Origin of the sequence: Halobacteriovorax sp. DPLXC-1 (genome assembly GCF_036903125.1) — a bacterium.
Lineage (GTDB): Bacteria > Bdellovibrionota > Bacteriovoracia > Bacteriovoracales > Bacteriovoracaceae > Halobacteriovorax_A > Halobacteriovorax_A vibrionivorans.
Window position 1 is genome coordinate 137,039 of sequence record NZ_JAYMCO010000003.1, and the last position, 16,604, is coordinate 153,642.

Genomic DNA, 16,604 nt, shown 5'->3' on the forward strand with positions numbered 1-16,604 from the left:
CTTTATTCTATCTGAAAGAGTGAATTATGCAAAAAGAGGAATGGAAAACCAAGATTAAGAGAATAGTTGATGACTGCTCTCAGGAACTGTCAAAAGCTACAGTTATTGGTAAGAAAATGCTTACTGCTTCTCATACTAATGCAGCTCTCAATGAGAAGTATCAAGAACTTGGCCAGCTTGCCGCTAAACATCTTCGTAGTGGAATATTAGAGTGGGAAAATCCAAGAGTTAATGAACTCTTAAAAGAAATTGAAGAGTACGAAAATCAGCTCGATCTTATGGAAAAAGATGTCTCAAAAATTAAATCTAAGAAATAATCTTTCTTACATTGAAGCTTGCTTATTAAGCTCATTTTGTAAGAGTAGATAATTTACAATGGCATCTTCTAGTTGAGGAAGACCTTTGCCTTTTAATGCCGAAATAAAGTGTATTTGTGAAACCCATTTATGTTGCTTAAAGATCTCTGGCTTTAATTTATTAAGCGCCGCTCTTTCTTTTTGAGTTTTTAACTTATCTAATTTGTTAAATAGTAGAAATGCTTCATGCCCAAAAGGAGCAAGGTAATCTCTAAAGACGAGGTCTGCTTTTTGATTTGGGTGTCTAGCATCTTGCAGATTAAGCATTAGATTCTGATCACCACAATTTCTAAAGAACTCATCCATTAGGTGGGCCCACTGTGCACTCATGTCTTTAGAAACTTTTGCATGTCCATATCCAGGAAGGTCAAAGAGGTAAAATGGAGGTAAGTCCTCAACAGGTTTTCCTTCCTTTTCAAGTTGAAACGAAAAGATATTTACTTGTCGAGTTCGACCAGGAGTTTTTGAAGTAACTGCTGTATTCTTTCCAAAAAGAGAATTGATAGTTGAAGACTTTCCTGCATTAGAGCGCCCAATAAAGCTTACTCCAATTGGTTTTTCTTCATTTAACCATTCAACTAATTGATTTGAATCAGTCATTCCGTATCTGAATTTTGTAGTACCTCTGGCAACTTTATATTCCATATCTTTTATCTTCCAATTATTTATAGTGTGCTTAATTTCCAAGGAGTTATATCATGATAGAAGTACCAAAGTTAGATAAGCTTGTAAAAGATACATTTTGCCATTTCGGCCATCATATAGAAATTACACCACTTTTTGGACGAAAGAGGCGTATTGAGCTCAAGAGAACAAGGTATGATCTGGTTTTAAGTGGTCAGGATCTGATTATTTCGGCCACAAGTATCACTTTACCTAAATTAATAAATCCTGGTGAAGGTCTTGAAGTTAAATTTCGCATTAGTTTAATTCCAACAAATATTGGGGATATTTACAGTATTTCATGTAATCAAAAGGGGGGAAATCTTATAAAGGTCAATGGTGTTTATACTTCTCATGCATATCTAAGAATTGGAGATGAAGTTATTATTGGCCGCAACAAACTTAAGATTAAGGCTCCAATAAATTGCGATTCCTATGATCGCTCTCATTCAGAATTAATTAACTCAATCCATCCCAGTCTGAATGTTTTAATTGAAGGTGAAACGGGAACAGGAAAATCATTTCTTGCCAAAAAACTACATGAAGAAAGCCAAGTTAAAGGGGAGTTTGTTCATTTAAATCTAAGTGCCTTTGGAAAAGGAACTCTTGAATCAGAATTATTTGGTCATCGAAAAGGATCTTTTACAGGAGCAGTAAATGATAAGGATGGAGCATTAAAACGTGCTAATGGAGGAACTCTTTTTTTAGATGAGATTGATTCGATATCAAAAGAGCTGCAAACTAAATTGCTACTCTTTCTCGATGATGGGCTCTATTATCCTGTTGGAGAGAATCAACCACAATATGTGAAAACTCGTCTTATTGTTTCTTCTGGTCAAGATTTATTAAACTTAGTGAATAAGGGAGAGATGCGCAGAGACTTCTATTATCGAATCAGTTCTGAGGAAACTATTTTCTTAAAGCCTCTTCGTAAGAATAAAGACAGGCTACAAGATATTCTAGATTCATATGAGATGAAATTTGGAATTACAATTCATCCTAAATTGAAAAGTTTTTATCATGGATATGAATGGCCAGGTAATATAAGACAAATCAATGCTCATATAAAAAAGAAGAAAATTAAATCAAAGGGAAGTTTACTAACATATTGTGAAATTGATGAAGCACTATTGAAGCTTACTTGTAAAAGTAATCTCGTTTCAGATATCGAAGAAAATCTTCCGAGTTATCGAGAACTTAAATATCAGTATTTTTTAAAGGTTTACAATCGTTGTCATCAAAATGTGAAGGCGACATCAAAGTTATTGAAGGTATCAGATCAGACCGTTCGTTCTGTTCTAGCCATTTAAAATTGAGTGAATGAATACTTCATCGACACGGCCTTCGATCTTTAAGTCTTCTATGAGATGATTAACTTCTCTGCGAATTTTTTCCTTAATAATCTTCTTTCCCTCTGGTTCGAGAGGAAAGTTAGGTACGACGGCCTGGAGAGAAGAGTTTAATCGATCGCGTATCATGATCTCGTTTTCTGGCTTGTAGAAGTAACGAGCGGTGTAGCGATTATTTGTTTTAAGTGAAACATCAATTTGTAAGTTCTTCATTCCATTTCTATTCTTGATATAAATTGGAATATAAACATTTCTTAGAAAGATTCGTTGTTTTTGAATATTGCGAAATCTTGTTCTTCCCCATCTTTCTTTGTCTTCTTTAGATACACTTGCAATTTTTCTAACTTGCTTTGGGGATGTTTTATCAGCAATTTCTTTTACATTTTGATAAACAGAAATTCCTCCAAGTGAAAAGACTGTAAGGGTACAAGTAAGACCTACTGCTTTTGCTGGAGATAGTGCAGCAACTTTTGCGACAATATTCTTTGATACAAATTGCTGTGTACTTTTATACATTAGGAGAGGAAGCTCTCCCGTTAACTTAAAGCCTTTTAGAGATGCTACTAGTTTCGCCGCAGACTCTTTCTTGGCCATTAGAAAACTGATAATGATGGCAAGCTTTGCCATAAACCAACGTTTTCCATTTTCTTTAAAGAAAAGAGGGATCTTTGCAAAGGTTGTAAAGAATTTACTAATAGAGTTCTTAATTCCAAGATATGTATTTTTGAAACTATTGGGCGTTAACTTCTTAAAGAAGTTAACAAGCTTAATTAAAAGCCCATTGATTAAATTTTCAAGTTTGACCCATTTGTCCATCATATGGAAAATCCCCATTATTCTCTCTAACTCTTATCGGTAGGAAATGAGATTTCCTAAGTATTCCTGAGTAAAACATTTAGCTAGGTAGATTTTGCTGAAATTGAGCTAAATGTGGGCAAATTTTAAGAATTTCACCTATTTTCACCGTAAAGTGCAGAAGATGGGGGAGATAAGTAAGGAGAAATTATGCTTAAAGCATTAACACTACTTTCATTAATAGCAATCGTTTCGTGTGGGCCAATTTCTATGGACCGTCGTTTCTTAAATGAGATGGGAACAGAAGAAGATGATGGATTTGCACTTTTTAGCCCAGGAAAGGCCTTTGATACAGTTGGGGGCGATCCAAGTTATGAACGCTATACTCGTGAAGAGATGATGGAGAGAACTCCCGCAAGTGAAGAAGATTATCCAGAGTGGACCCAGGATCGAAGGCTTAAGCGTGAGCTACAAGGTAAGCTTAATAGCCTAAGGCCAGCTGATCGCGAAGAGTTTTATCGTAAAGAGCGCTACTTTGAAAATGATTCACAAAAGCTCTATTATTTAAGTTTAGGGCGATATGAACAAAAGAAATATGATGAGAATCTATATGCTTACCGCAATCAAAGAAGTTTTAGACATAATAGAAAGACGAGCGCAAAAAGTCGTAATTTAGCTTCAGTTTTTCATTATTCACCAAGAGCACAGGCACATCGTGAAATCGAGATCGGAATGGATAAGAAAGCCGTTATACAGAGATGGGGAAATCCACACCGAGTTGATACGGCCGGTAATCCTAGACTTGGCAACGAGCGTTGGACTTTCTATGAGAATGGGGACAGTAAATATGTCTTCTTTAGTAAAGGCAAGGTTGATGGATGGACTTTAGAGTAATCTAAGGGGCCAATTCAGCAGCAATAGATTTGATATGGACTGCGTTATAAATAAGCTAGTAAATATTGAATATTATTATAAAGCTTGTTGTTGATAAGGTCTTTTAATTAGGTTAAAAAAGTCATTCATTGGGAGAGGAAATGGCCAAAGAAATACATTCAATGACTGGTTTTGGTAAAGGCGAAGCTGGAGATGACAAACTTCAATTAACTGTTGAGATTAAGACTGTTAATCACCGTTTTAAAGACATTAGATTTAAGATGTCCTCACTTTTTAATAGCACTGAATTAGAAATGAGAAATCGCATCGCTAAAAACTTTAAGCGAGGAAGTTTTGATATTAATGTCAATTACAAGAAGCTTGAAACTAAATCACGTTTTGATGATATCGATAAAGAAAAAGTGAACGCATTTGTTAGTTCCATGAAAATTTTGGCCGATGCTAATGATGTTCAACTTGATATCAAACCGACAGATTTCTTAAGAAATGAATTCATGAAAGAAGTGGATGAGTCTTCTATTGAAAAAATGTCGAGCTATGCCTTAGAGGCGCTAGATTTGGCGATTGAAAATTTAAAAGAGTCACGTCGAAGCGAAGGCCAGAAGATGCTGAGTGTAATTGAAAAGCACCAACAAGCATATGAAAGCTTTTTTAAGGTAGTCACAGATAAATCTCAAGAATTTCAAGATACAGTAAAAGAAAGATTAGAAAAGAAGTTTGAAGAATACAAAACTTCGATGCCTACAGATGAGCCTCGCTTTATGCAGGAAGTAATCTTTTATCTTGAGAAAATGGATATTCACGAAGAAATTAACCGAATTAATGCCCACCTGACGAAGTTAAATGATATTCTATCTAAAGGTGGAGAAGTTGGACGTCAACTGGACTTCTTAGTTCAAGAGTTGAACCGAGAAACAAATACAACTGGCTCAAAGTCAACGATACAAGAGATCTCTGAAGCCGTTGTTCAAATGAAGGTTCAACTTGAGAAGATTCGTGAACAAGGATTAAACCTCGAGTAATATGATGAATAAAGGAAAGATAATCGTAATTGTTGCTCCATCGGGCTCAGGTAAATCGACGCTTATAAAGAGAATTAAAGCGGAGTTTCTTGATTTACTTGAATCTGTGTCGTTTACAACTCGTAAAGCACGAGAAGGTGAAATCAATGGACAGCATTATAATTTCATCTCAGAACAAGAGTTTCTTGATCGTAAAGAAAATGATGAATTTCTAGAATGGGCCAAGGTTCACGGGAATTATTATGGTACTTCAAAGAAGTTTGTTGAAGATGAGATTTCAAAAGGTCACAACTTACTTTTTGATCTTGATATTCAAGGAACTGATTCTTTTAAGGAATACTTTGGAGATCGCGCAAGAGTAATCTTTATTGCTCCTCCTAGCGTTGAAGCTTTAGAAAATAGGCTAAGAGGTAGAGGGACTGAGACAGAGGAGAGTCTTAATATTCGTCTTGAAAATGCGAAGAGAGAATTACTTCGTAAAGATGACTATGACTATCTTGTCGTAAATGACGAATTAGAAAAAGCATATTTAGACTTAAAAGATATTTTTGAAGGAATCCTTAGATAAATGTACCAGCAACTTGATTTCACTCACGAGCGTGAATTAAATATTGATGAACTTTGTCGACGTGTCGAAGCCTATTATCCCGATGCGAACTTTACTCTATTGAGAAAAGCGTATCTCTTTGCTGAAAAATCACATGAAGGGCAAATGCGAAGCTCTGGTGAAAAGTATATTATTCACCCATTAAATGTAGCAGCGACTTTAGTTAAGTTACACATGGATTTGGATACTATCATTGCAGGTCTTTTACACGATGTTGTAGAGGATTGTAATGTAACACCAGAAGAGATTGAAAAAGAGTTTACGACAGAGATTGCACAAATTGTTGTTGGCCTGACAAAGATTTCAAAAATGAAATTTAAGTCAAAGGAACAATCTCAAGCAGAAAACTTTCGTAAGATGGTTGTAGCAATGGCCCAGGACTTAAGGGTCATTATTGTTAAGCTTGCAGATAGAATGCACAATATGAAAACACTTCAATATGTGCGTGAAGAAAAGCAAAAAAGAATAGCTGAAGAAACTCTGGATATTTATGTTCCATTAGCTTCAAGACTCGGTATTAACTCAGTTAAGATTGAACTTGAAGATATCTGTCTTCGCTATTTACATCCAGATGTATATTATCGCTTAGCTGAAAAAGTTGCGATGAAGAAGTCTGAACGTGAAAATTATATTGGTGAAACGATAGGTGTTGTTACAGAAAAGCTATTTGAGTATTCTGTAAGGGCCGATATTACAGGACGCTCAAAGCACTTTTATTCAATTTATAAGAAGATGGTTTCTCGTGGTGTCGATTTTGAACAAATCCACGATATCCTTGCTTTTAGAATTATCGTAAATAATATCACTGAATGTTATAAGGCCCTTGGGATTATTCACTCGGCCTTTACTCCAATTCCTGGTCGTTTTAAAGATTATATCGCTATTCCAAAAGTTAACAATTATCAATCTCTTCACACGACAGTTGTCGGGCCTAAGGCAGAGAGAATTGAAATTCAAATTCGTACCCAGGAAATGCACGAAGTTGCTGAACGAGGGATTGCGGCCCACTGGAAGTACAAAGAGGGTGTCTCATCAGGTAAAACTAAACTTGATTGGGTACAAGAACTTCTTGAGTATAATAAAGATACAGACAATAGTTCTGAATTCATGTCACATGTTAAAAACGACTTAGATGTCGGTGGAGTCTTTGTCTTTACTCCAAATGGTGATGTTTTCGAGCTACAGGATAATGCGACACCACTAGATTTTGCTTATCGTGTACACACTGATATCGGAAATCGCTGTGTTGGTGCAAAAGTAAACGGAAGAATGGTTCCACTAAAATATTCTCTAAGGTCTGGGGATACAATTGAGATTCTAACTTCTAAGACTCAAACACCAAATAAAGACTGGCTTAATATTGTAAGATCATCAAAGGCTAAGGCCAAGATCAAATCTTATCTTTTAAAAGCTGAACGTGAAAGAAATATTGAAGTTGGTAAAGAAACTTTAGATAAAGCATTTAAAGTTCTAGGAACAAGCTTAAAAGCGGTTCTTAAAAGAAATGAATTAGATAATGCAAAAGAGAAGCTTTCTAATATAAAAACTTTTAGTGAAATCTACAATAACGTTGGAGCAGGTAAGCTTCACGTTGATAAGGTTATTGAATGTATTCCTGGCCTAAAAGATGATCACGATAAAGACGAAACAAAGAAGAAAGAGATTGATACTCTTTCTACGACAATTTCTAAAACGGCAAAGAGACGTGCCCATAAAGATAATGCGGTTATCGTTGATGGCCTTGATGATTTAATGGTTAGAATGGCCCGTTGTTGTAATCCAATTCCAGGTGATCCAATTATTGGTTATATCACTAGAGGACGAGGGATTACAATTCACCGCTCAGATTGTACACGTTATGATGTTGGTGATGTTGGAAGACAAATAGCTGTAGAATGGAATGAGAATTTCAGCTTTAAGCATCCTGTAAATATCAGAGTTCTAACACATGATCGCCCAGGTATTCTTTCGATGATCTCAAAAGAGCTTGGTAACTTAGGGGTTAATATTCGCTCTGCTGTTGCAAGGTCAACGCAAGATAGAAAGGGAAGTTTAGTTTTTGAAATTGAAGTAAAAGATTATTCTGAACTTTTAAAGACCATCTCGGGTCTTGAGGCACTAGATGCCGTAATTTCTGTTACAAGGGGATAGCCCTTTTAAGATAAAAAAAGCAGGCCATAAGCCTGCTTTTTTTTTATACCTAATTTTTAAAGTAACCAATTAGCGTTTCAACACCTTGACCAGATCCACCTTGTTGAACAAGTGATGGCCTAAATCCTGATGTCCAACCGAAGATATCAAAGTGTGCCCACTTTGTATCACCAATGAACTTTTCTAAGAAAAGAGCAGCACCAATTGAGCCACCTTTAACCTTAGACATATTATTCATATCTGCAAAATTCGATTTGAATCCTTTATAATATGGACGGTAAAGAGGCATACGCCATGAAAGATCACCATTTGCTTGTGATGCTCTTAAAAGCTTATCAGCGAGTTCATCATCATTTGCAAACATGCTTGTAACAAAATCACCCATTGAAACTTTTGCTGCACCTGTAAGAGTTGCGAAGTCGATAAGTACTTCAGGTTTTTCTTTTTGAGTGATTGCAATATCCATTGCATCTGCAAGAGCTAGTCTTCCCTCTGCATCAGTGTTTCCAATTTCAACTTTAAGTCCATTACGAGAAGTGTAGATATCTCCTGGACGTGAAGCGTGTTCATTAATTGCATTTTCTGCAAGAGCTAGATAGATATCAACTTTCTTTTTAACTCCTGAATTCTCAAGCCATGTAGCAAAGCCCATAACTGTTGCTGATCCACCCATGTCTTTTTTCATAACACCCATACCGGCGCCACTTTTAACATTAAGTCCACCACTATCAAAAGTGATACCTTTTCCAACGATTGCAGTAGGTTTTCCCTTTGCTCCTGCTGGCCTATATTTTAAATGAACAATTCTTGGAGGATTTGCAGCAGCTTGTCCAACACTTAGGATTAGACCGCACTTTTCTTTTTCTAACTTCTTTTCATCGTAGACAACGACTTTCATTGTTGAAGACTTTGCAAAGTGTTTCTTTACAGCATTTGTATAAGTTACTGGGTTAAGTAAATTTGCTGGAAGGTTAACTAGGTGTCTTGCTGTATTAATTGACTGAGCAATGGCCAGTGCTTTATCAGCAATTGATTTTTTAACTTTTTTCCCATCATCTAGGAATGTAATTGAACCATGACTTAACTCTTCGTTGTAACGATATAGTGCAAGTTCTAAACCAACGATTGCACCAGTTACCATTTCTTCATCTAGTCCAAAGAAATTGATTTCAACTTTCTTAGAGCGCTCTTTCTTAATGCTTCCAACAAGAGAGCCTAGGGCCTCTCTGGCAATAGAGTAATTGCTGTCAGCAATGAGGTTATAGTGTTGATCTTCTTGGCTTTGAGTATCGATAACCTTAAAGATAATTGGTCCTTCACTACCAAGGATACTAACTTCTTTCTCATCTCCAATTCTCTCAATAATCCATTCTGGAATACTTTCTGAATGAGTAATTTTACTGTCTTTAAGAGCTTCAGTAGTTAGAAGATAAACTTTTGTTACTGTTGAACGTAGGTTTTTTGCGGCACTTTTCTTAGTTGCCATAATTGATGGAACGATATTCATTATTCCTCCCTTTGTATTTTTTAATCTTTACTTGCAAGAGCTAAGTAAGTAAGTGTTCTGAAGTATTTAAATACTTCTTTGTAGATGATTTTTAGACTTCTAAAAGATGCGAGATCAGACTTGACCCCCCAGTAATAGAATTGGTAATTATCAGTTTCTCTTCTTCTGTAGTTTAGAATCGATTTGATTCTAAGGATGTGATAATCGTGAGAAACGATTAAAACAGTTTCAATATTACTCTTCTTACGTAAGGCCTGTAGTGTCTCAAGAACGTTTTCCAGGGTATTTCTCGCATTATAATCAATATCAAGAAAGTCATGATTTATTTCATCTGTAATATCATGAGTTCTAACTAGGATATTTACATTATTATTTGTGTGAACACCTGAGATCAGAATATTTTCTTGATTGTATTCTTTAGCTAGTTTTATGGCCTCTTGAATTCGTCCGCGATCACCAGTGAAGACGGCGATAAGGTCAGGCCTCTTTTTAAAGAAGGTTTCTTTAGTTTTTACGTTTTCGTTTTGAGAGTAGAGTATGAGGATATAAGAAAGAAGAGAGTATCCGAGGAAAACAAATAAGACTTTGAAGAAAAGGCTCGTTGCCTTTCTCCAAAATCTTGTCTCTGTGGTCTCGAATACATACTTCTTATCAAACATATATTAAACTAGCTTTTTGCAGCAATAACTTCAATTTCAACAACTGCATCCTTTGGAAGAGCTGCTGCTTGTACACAGCTTCTTGCTGGATACGGCGCTGTAAAATACTTTTCATAAGCAGCATTTACTTCACCGAAGTTTGCAAGATCTGTAACGAAGATTGTCGTTTTAATAATATTTTCTCTTGTAAGGTCTTGAGACTCTAAAAGGCCGTCTATATTTTTCATGATTTGATCAAGCTGTGGAACAAATCCTTCTTTAAGAATTCCGTCAGCTGGATCAATTCCAATTTGTCCTGAAAAGTAGAAAACGCCATTGAATTCGACACCCTGTGAGTAAGTACCTACTGCACTTGGTGCTTTATCTGTTGAGATTATATTCTTTTTAAAACTCATATTAGATCCTTTTATTAGTGTTTCGGTTCTTCAAGTGCTCTTAGAGCTGTTAAGCGACAAGAGTCAACAATTTCTTTAATCGAAGCAGTTCTTTGAATGATATTAACTGTTTGATTCATTGGAGCAAGAATTGGCCCAATTGCTGAAGCTTCACTTAATTGTGCAAGTAACTTATATGAAATATTTGCTGAGTTAAGTTCTGGGAAGATTAGGATATCTGCAGAACCACCAAGCTTACTGAAATCAAATAGATGATTCATAATATTTTCATTAACTGCAACGTCGGCCTGCATTTCCCCTTCAATAATTAATTCAGGGTACTTCTCTTTTGCCATCTTCGTTGCGTTTTTCATTTTTCTTGCATCAGGAAGTTTTGAGTCACCAAAGTTAGAGTAACTTAAGAATGCAATTCTTGGCTCTCTTCTCATTAAAGACTTGTATAAGTGCTGAGTCGACTTTGCAATCTCCACAAGATCTTCTGCTGAAGGATCAGGTTGAACTGTAGTGTCTGCTAGGAATAGAACACGGTCTTTAAATACTAGAATAAAGACACCGGCTGCCTTCTTTCCTGGCTGTGCTCCAATTACGCTTAAAGCTGGCTTTAGACAGTCACTATAGTTAAGACTTGGACCAGCAATAAATGTATCTGCTAGACCTTTTTTAACCATCATTGATCCATAGTAATTCTCTTGAATCATTAAGTCTTCAGCTGCATTTAGAGAGACACCTTCTCTTTGTTTCATTTCACAATATTCAGTGTAGAACTCTTTGAAGTTTGGAGCTTTACGTGGGCGAATAATTTCGATGCTATCATCAAGAACATCATCAAGGTTGAGTGATTTAATCTTAGCTCTAATATCATCTGGGTGACCAAGAAGGATTGGTTGAATTGCATCACCTTCTGCTAGTGTTTTAGCAACATGAAGAATTCTCGTATTAACACCTTCTGCAAATACCATCTTAATTTTCTTTCCATCACGAGCTTTAATTTGTGAAGCAAGACGATCTCGAACAGTTTTCATAAATGCACCAGATGCCGATAGACGACTTGCTAGGTGCTCTGAATACTCTTGAAGATCTGTAATATTTGTTCTTGCAACACCTGTATCCATTGCTGCTTTTGCAACTGCTGGTGCAAGCTTTGTGAGAACTCTTGTGTCAAATGGTTTTGGAATGATGTAGTTTCTTCCATATTTAAAGTCTTCACCTTGATAAGCTAATTTAACTTCATCAGGAACTTCTTCTTTTGCAAGATTTGCTAGAGCATAGACAGCAGCTAGTTTCATCTCTTCATTAATTTTCTTAGCGCGAACATCAAGGGCCCCTCTAAAGATTGAAGGGAAACCTAAAACATTATTAACTTGGTTAGGGAAGTCTGAGCGTCCCGTTGCCATAATAGCGTCATCGCGAACTTCTTCAACTTCACTTGGAAGAATTTCTGGGTCTGGATTGGCCATTGCAAAGATAATTGGATTAGAGGCCATTGTTTTAACCATGTCTTTTGTTAAAACACCTTTTGCTGAACAACCAATAAATACATCAGCATTATTCATGGCATCGCCAAGCGTTCTTGCATCGGTATCAATTGCGTACTTTTCTTTGTATTCGTTCATTCCGTCTTTACGGCCCTTGTAGATAACACCGCGAGAGTCTGTCATCATCAAGTTTTCGTTTTTTACACCAAGAGCGAAGAAGATATTTGCACATGCCATTGAAGCGGCACCTGCACCAGAGAAGACAACTTTTACATCTTCGATTTTCTTTCCAGATAATTCAAGGGCATTGATGAAACCAGCTGCTGCAATAATTGCAGTCCCGTGTTGGTCATCATGGAATACTGGAATATCCATTTTTTCTATTAATTGTTTTTCAATTTCAAAACACTCAGGAGCTTTGATGTCTTCTAGGTTGATCCCACCAAAAGTTGGTTCAAGTGATTTTACAACGTTTACCATTCCTTCAACAGAAGTCTCATCTACTTCAATGTCGAATACATCGATGTCGGCAAAACGCTTGAATAGAATACCTTTACCTTCCATTACTGGCTTACCAGCTGCAGGTCCAATATTTCCAAGACCTAAAACCGCTGAACCATTTGATACAACAGCAACAAGGTTTCCTTTTGCAGTGTACTTGTAAACATCATCTGGGTTTTTTGCAATTTCTAGACATGGATGAGCAACACCTGGTGAGTATGCTTTAGTTAGATCCGAAGCAGTTAAACATGGCTTCGTTGCAATAACTTCAATTTTACCTGGTTTACCCATTGAGTGATAATCAAGGGCCTTTTGAATTTTTTGCGCGTCCACTTGCGCCTTATCAGTTTTTGTTTCCGACATATGTATTCCTTTGACTTAAAATCATACTTAAAAGCATATAAAATTAAGTCCCTAGGATACAATTTTGACAGTTATCCGACCAGTTTTTTATCCCTAATTAGGTGGTAAGAAATCAGTGTTAGACTAGTTGCAACAATACCCATATACAGCTCATCTATATTTTGGTAGAAGCCAGTTTTTGGTATATGTCGCCACGTTGCAGTAGTGATGACTCCTGCTATACATGCCGTCACAAATTGGTTGTCGGAGATTTTCTTTGGAAATAGGTGTCCAAACATGACTGGAAGCAGTAGACACGAAGCAGAAAAAGAGCCTAATGTTTTCCAAACAGATTTTATATTTCCTTGAAAATAAACGGACATAATTACTGTTAATACGCCAACAAAAATAACACCAAAATGGTGAATCCAAACACGACCGCGAAGCTTTTTTGGCGCTAGATCGTAAGCTAAATTTGTACCTGCTATAAATAGATATGAGTCCAGAGTTGATAGAATTGTTGCAATAATTCCTGCAAGTAAAAAACCTTTAAGTCCGTGAGGAAGAATTTGTACGGCATAAGTTAAGTATGCTTGTGAGCTTTCTGTATCTGGAATGACGGCCTTGGCATACATTGCACCGAATGTTGTACAAATATCAAAGCAAAACCAAATGGCAGTTGAGATAAGTATACCTTTTTTAGAAACCTTTCCATTTACAGCAGAAAAACATCTTTGATAAAAGTTTGGATCAACTAAAGTTGAAAGAGCAATGAATCCCCAGACAAATGTCGTTGCAAGTGAGTTCTTACCGGTTAAGCTCCAGTAGCTTTCAGGGAGATTAGCCTTCAAAAAGCTTATTCCACCAAATTCAAATATTGAAAAAACGAGAACAAGTAAGACTGCTGCACACATTACAAAGAACTGAATTAAGTCTGAGTAAACAACGGAGCGAAGTCCTCCCCACATTGAATAGAGAACAACAAAGCTTACGCCTATTGCTGTATTGGCAAATAAGCTGCCTCCAAAGAGTAGCTGAATAAAAATCCCTAAACTAATTGCATATGCAATAGGAATAACATTGAAGAAGTTAAAGATTGCTGTGATCTTTGCAGACTTTGGCCCAAACATTTTTCCTACCAGGTCTGGAAGTGTTACGGCACGATATGGTTCAATTTTATGAATAAGAAATAGAGCGAAGATAATATAGGCGACATACCAAAACACCCCTTGAGTAACAAAGTTGTAAATCCCCTGATTAAAGGCGATTTCAGTAACCCCAAAAATCCCTCCGTACCAAGTTGCTACTAAAGTTGCGATAAAAAGAGGAAGTGTTAATCGTCTTCCCATGATTAAGAGATCGAGAAAAGTTTCCTTTTCATTTGTTTTATTCATACGGTACTGACCGTAGATTACACTTGCTATTGTAATTCCAAGTATTGAAAAAAAGATAAATAAATCTAAAGTAGAGAGGCTCTCTAAGAGATTAATTTTATTTTGCATATAGGCTCCGCTTATGGAAGTATGATATAATATAGATTCTATAAATCAACTCTTTCGGAGACTTTTTGTTATGACAATAACACAACTGGAATACGTACTTGCTGTTGATAAACACCGCCACTTCAGAAAAGCTTCTGAAGAATGCCATGTTTCACAACCAACTTTAAGTATGCAAATCCAGAAGCTCGAAGATAGTTTGGGTTTTGTTATATTTGATCGCTCTAAGAATCCTATTGTACCAACAATTGAAGGTGAGATCTTTATTACTCAAGCAAGAGTTGTTACAAGAGAGTTTAAAAAATTAAAAGATATTGCCAGTGATCCAATCGTTGGAATTGAAGGTGAGTTTAAATTAGGTGTTATCCCGACTCTTGCACCATATCTCGTTCCTCTTTTTTTAAGTCGTTTTATGAAAGAGTTTCCTAAAGTTGATCTCATTATTGAAGAGCGAACAACTGAAGAAATTATTGATAAATTAGACCGTGATGAGCTTGATGCTGGTCTTCTAGTCACTCCTCTTCATAATAATCAAATTATTGAAAGAGTATTATTTTATGAGCCACTATATGGTTTCATTTCAAAAGATCATGAACTTTACCACAAGACCCAATTAGACTTTTCAGACCTTGATAAAGATGGCCTGTGGCTTCTGCAAGAAGGTCATTGTCTAAGAGGCCAAGTTTTAAATCTATGTAAGAAAGTAAAAGGCTTTCAACATTTTGAAAGTGGCTCTTTAGAGACGATAAAGAATCTTGTGGCAAAGGATAGTGGTTACACTATTATTCCTCATCTTGATGTCCAAGATATAACTGGTGCTCGCAAGAAAATGGTTCGTCCATTTAAGCAGCCAGTGCCGACACGTGAAGTTTCTATTGCCTATAGTCGTATCTTCTATAAAGAGAAAGTAATTGATGCAATTGAAGAAACTATCTTAAAACTTATTCCAAAAGAGTTAAAAAGTTACAAAAATACAGATGTTGAGATAGTTCCAATTGATTAAATCCTCATAGAGGGATCATTTTGCACCTATTTCTTATGTGTAGTGGGTGTAATATATGTGAGTTTTCTTACATTTGCTTAACTTTGGGCCTTTTTAACCTCCTGAAACTCCATGGCCATTCTTATTTAGCTTCAATTTTTCTATAACTTACCTAATCAACAGATTCATTAGGGGAATCTGGAGTGAGTTCAAACAGGAAGATTTGAGGAGAGGGTATGTCAGTGAAAGGTTACATGGTTTTTTTAGTCGTAATGTCCACATTTTTAACGGTCTCATGTGGAGATTCAGTTCCTGCAGGTAATGCAACTTCAATGACGGGATCAATTATTGTAGGAGAAGTTGATTGGGTAGAAGTTACGACTTTTGATTCTGAATCGGAGATCAGAAAGAATTCGAAGGCCGTGGCCGATGTGCAATTTGCAAATGGTGGAAGATGTACAGGTTTCTTTGTTTCAGATGATGTTCTAATGACTAATGAGCACTGTGTTGGAAGTGCATCAGATGTTGTTGGGATGAAAGTATTTATGAAGCATGAGAAAGGAGTGCCTGAGTCAGAATATGCCGAGGTTAAGTGTAATGAGTTTATCGGAAATGATGTAACTTTAGATTATGCCTTAGTTAAATGTGAAGGAAGTCCTGGACAGAGATATGGAAAAGTTACTTTAGAGACAACTCAAGCTGTTGAAGGAGATAGTATCTATATCATCCAACAAAATTGTGACTACTATTCTGATTACAATTGTAACTGGAATAAGAAAGTATCAGAAGGAAAGGTTGTCGGAGTTGAAACAGATGTATTCTATGATGCTGATACTTTAGGCGGCTCATCAGGATCACCAGTATTTAACGCTGACTCAGATAAGGTCTTTGCTATCCACCATGCTGGTTACGGAGGAGGATGGACTGGGCGAGGTATCAAGAATGCCGCAGTACCAATGAGTAAAATTGTACCTCATATGCAAGCAAACTTCCCTTCAGTCTTAGCTGATAGTGGTGACAGTAGTGATGATGGTTCAACAACTCCATCACAAGATAATAATACATTTGAAACAGCTGCAAAATTAGAGTCGGGAGATTCATTTAAAGCTGAAATCGAAAGCTCACAAGAGATGGATTTTTATAAAGTAGAAATGAAAGCAGGTGAGGTATTGGATTTTGAAATCAAGTTCTCTCATGCTCAAGGTGACTTAGACTTCGTTGTCTATAAGAAAGTAGGTGGATCATTTAAGGTTGTAAGCCGCAAGCAGTCTTCAACAGATGATGAACGAGTAAGATTACGTGTTTCAACAAGTAAAGCTTATTATATAAAAGTTTATGGTTATAGAGGAGCGACAGCAGAATACGAAGTGAAGTTTAAGAAGTAAAAAATTAGTTACAAAAGCCTCC

General features: G+C 36.3%; 15 protein-coding genes. 8 read left to right on the top strand and 7 right to left on the bottom strand.

Going from position 1 to position 16,604, the window contains the following annotated elements:
* Positions 1 to 26 precede the first annotated feature (26 nt).
* Entirely contained in the window at positions 27 to 317 is a 291-nt protein-coding gene (locus VCM44_RS10570; protein ID WP_115362037.1) for a hypothetical protein, read from the top strand.
* Positions 318 to 323: 6 nt separating this feature from the next.
* On the opposite strand, the gene yihA is transcribed toward VCM44_RS10570, so the two are convergent.
* Entirely contained in the window at positions 324 to 1,001 is a 678-nt protein-coding gene (gene yihA / locus VCM44_RS10575; RefSeq protein WP_334678767.1) for a ribosome biogenesis GTP-binding protein YihA/YsxC, read from the bottom strand.
* Positions 1,002 to 1,054: 53 nt separating this feature from the next.
* Between yihA and VCM44_RS10580 the strand changes: the two genes are divergently transcribed.
* Positions 1,055 to 2,329 (top strand): sigma-54-dependent transcriptional regulator, encoded by a 1,275-nt coding sequence (locus VCM44_RS10580; RefSeq protein WP_334678768.1) that lies wholly within the window; start codon positions 1,055 to 1,057, stop codon positions 2,327 to 2,329.
* Here VCM44_RS10580 and VCM44_RS10585 read toward each other — a convergent pair.
* Complete coding sequence (locus VCM44_RS10585) at positions 2,318 to 3,187, bottom strand: flagellar basal body-associated FliL family protein (RefSeq protein ID WP_334678769.1); 870 nt, start codon at positions 3,185 to 3,187, stop codon at positions 2,318 to 2,320. The two genes, VCM44_RS10580 and VCM44_RS10585, sit on opposite strands and share 12 nt — an antisense overlap.
* Positions 3,188 to 3,373: 186 nt before the next feature.
* Here VCM44_RS10585 and VCM44_RS10590 point away from each other — a divergent pair, with 186 nt between their 5' ends.
* The 4 genes from VCM44_RS10590 (at position 3,374) to VCM44_RS10605 (ending at position 7,837) form a co-directional block, all read left to right on the top strand.
* Complete coding sequence (locus tag VCM44_RS10590; protein ID WP_334678770.1) at positions 3,374 to 4,057, top strand: hypothetical protein; 684 nt, start codon at positions 3,374 to 3,376, stop codon at positions 4,055 to 4,057.
* A 140-nt stretch (positions 4,058 to 4,197) separates the two neighbouring features.
* On the top strand, positions 4,198 to 5,079 hold the full coding sequence (locus VCM44_RS10595; RefSeq protein ID WP_115362027.1) for a YicC/YloC family endoribonuclease: 882 nt from the start codon (positions 4,198 to 4,200) through the stop codon (positions 5,077 to 5,079).
* A 4-nt stretch (positions 5,080 to 5,083) separates the two neighbouring features.
* A complete protein-coding gene (gene gmk / locus VCM44_RS10600; RefSeq protein WP_158536872.1) occupies positions 5,084 to 5,647 on the top strand; it encodes a guanylate kinase in 564 nt (187 codons plus the stop codon).
* Positions 5,648 to 7,837 carry a RelA/SpoT family protein gene (locus tag VCM44_RS10605; RefSeq protein WP_115362023.1) on the top strand — a complete coding sequence of 730 codons (2,190 nt, stop codon included), beginning with the start codon at positions 5,648 to 5,650 and terminating at the stop codon, positions 7,835 to 7,837. It abuts the gene before it with no gap.
* Between the two features lie 49 nt (positions 7,838 to 7,886).
* Here VCM44_RS10605 and VCM44_RS10610 read toward each other — a convergent pair whose 3' ends face one another.
* The 5 genes from VCM44_RS10610 to VCM44_RS10630 all read right to left on the bottom strand — a co-directional run bounded on the left by VCM44_RS10610 (position 7,887) and on the right by VCM44_RS10630 (position 14,218).
* The gene (locus tag VCM44_RS10610; protein ID WP_334678771.1) at positions 7,887 to 9,344 is read right to left on the bottom strand and encodes a leucyl aminopeptidase family protein; all 1,458 of its coding nucleotides are present in this window, start codon (positions 9,342 to 9,344) and stop codon (positions 7,887 to 7,889) included.
* Positions 9,345 to 9,364: 20 nt separating this feature from the next.
* Positions 9,365 to 10,003, bottom strand: a complete 639-nt coding sequence (locus VCM44_RS10615; RefSeq protein WP_115362019.1) for a YdcF family protein — start codon at positions 10,001 to 10,003, stop codon at positions 9,365 to 9,367.
* 8 nt (positions 10,004 to 10,011) lie between these two features.
* The gene (locus VCM44_RS10620; protein ID WP_334678772.1) at positions 10,012 to 10,398 is read right to left on the bottom strand and encodes a Rid family detoxifying hydrolase; all 387 of its coding nucleotides are present in this window, start codon (positions 10,396 to 10,398) and stop codon (positions 10,012 to 10,014) included.
* 14 nt (positions 10,399 to 10,412) lie between these two features.
* Entirely contained in the window at positions 10,413 to 12,737 is a 2,325-nt protein-coding gene (locus VCM44_RS10625) for an NADP-dependent malic enzyme (protein ID WP_148666856.1), read from the bottom strand.
* Between the two features lie 71 nt (positions 12,738 to 12,808).
* Complete coding sequence (locus VCM44_RS10630) at positions 12,809 to 14,218, bottom strand: sodium:solute symporter family protein (protein ID WP_334678773.1); 1,410 nt, start codon at positions 14,216 to 14,218, stop codon at positions 12,809 to 12,811.
* Positions 14,219 to 14,288: 70 nt separating this feature from the next.
* Between VCM44_RS10630 and VCM44_RS10635 the strand changes: the two genes are divergently transcribed.
* On the top strand, positions 14,289 to 15,218 hold the full coding sequence (locus tag VCM44_RS10635; protein ID WP_115362013.1) for a LysR substrate-binding domain-containing protein: 930 nt from the start codon (positions 14,289 to 14,291) through the stop codon (positions 15,216 to 15,218).
* 215 nt (positions 15,219 to 15,433) lie between these two features.
* A complete protein-coding gene (locus VCM44_RS10640; protein ID WP_334678774.1) occupies positions 15,434 to 16,582 on the top strand; it encodes a trypsin-like serine peptidase in 1,149 nt (382 codons plus the stop codon).
* Positions 16,583 to 16,604: the final 22 nt, after the last annotated feature.

Coding starts and splice junctions, on each gene's coding strand:
- VCM44_RS10570 (WP_115362037.1), top strand. CDS start 27: ATGCAAAAAGAGGAATGGAAAACCAAGATTAAGAGAATAGTTGATGAC.
- yihA (WP_334678767.1), bottom strand. CDS start 1,001: ATGGAATATAAAGTTGCCAGAGGTACTACAAAATTCAGATACGGAATG.
- VCM44_RS10580 (WP_334678768.1), top strand. CDS start 1,055: ATGATAGAAGTACCAAAGTTAGATAAGCTTGTAAAAGATACATTTTGC.
- VCM44_RS10585 (WP_334678769.1), bottom strand. CDS start 3,187: ATGATGGACAAATGGGTCAAACTTGAAAATTTAATCAATGGGCTTTTA.
- VCM44_RS10590 (WP_334678770.1), top strand. CDS start 3,374: ATGCTTAAAGCATTAACACTACTTTCATTAATAGCAATCGTTTCGTGT.
- VCM44_RS10595 (WP_115362027.1), top strand. CDS start 4,198: ATGGCCAAAGAAATACATTCAATGACTGGTTTTGGTAAAGGCGAAGCT.
- gmk (WP_158536872.1), top strand. CDS start 5,084: ATGAATAAAGGAAAGATAATCGTAATTGTTGCTCCATCGGGCTCAGGT.
- VCM44_RS10605 (WP_115362023.1), top strand. CDS start 5,648: ATGTACCAGCAACTTGATTTCACTCACGAGCGTGAATTAAATATTGAT.
- VCM44_RS10610 (WP_334678771.1), bottom strand. CDS start 9,344: ATGAATATCGTTCCATCAATTATGGCAACTAAGAAAAGTGCCGCAAAA.
- VCM44_RS10615 (WP_115362019.1), bottom strand. CDS start 10,003: ATGTTTGATAAGAAGTATGTATTCGAGACCACAGAGACAAGATTTTGG.
- VCM44_RS10620 (WP_334678772.1), bottom strand. CDS start 10,398: ATGAGTTTTAAAAAGAATATAATCTCAACAGATAAAGCACCAAGTGCA.
- VCM44_RS10625 (WP_148666856.1), bottom strand. CDS start 12,737: ATGTCGGAAACAAAAACTGATAAGGCGCAAGTGGACGCGCAAAAAATT.
- VCM44_RS10630 (WP_334678773.1), bottom strand. CDS start 14,218: ATGCAAAATAAAATTAATCTCTTAGAGAGCCTCTCTACTTTAGATTTA.
- VCM44_RS10635 (WP_115362013.1), top strand. CDS start 14,289: ATGACAATAACACAACTGGAATACGTACTTGCTGTTGATAAACACCGC.
- VCM44_RS10640 (WP_334678774.1), top strand. CDS start 15,434: ATGTCAGTGAAAGGTTACATGGTTTTTTTAGTCGTAATGTCCACATTT.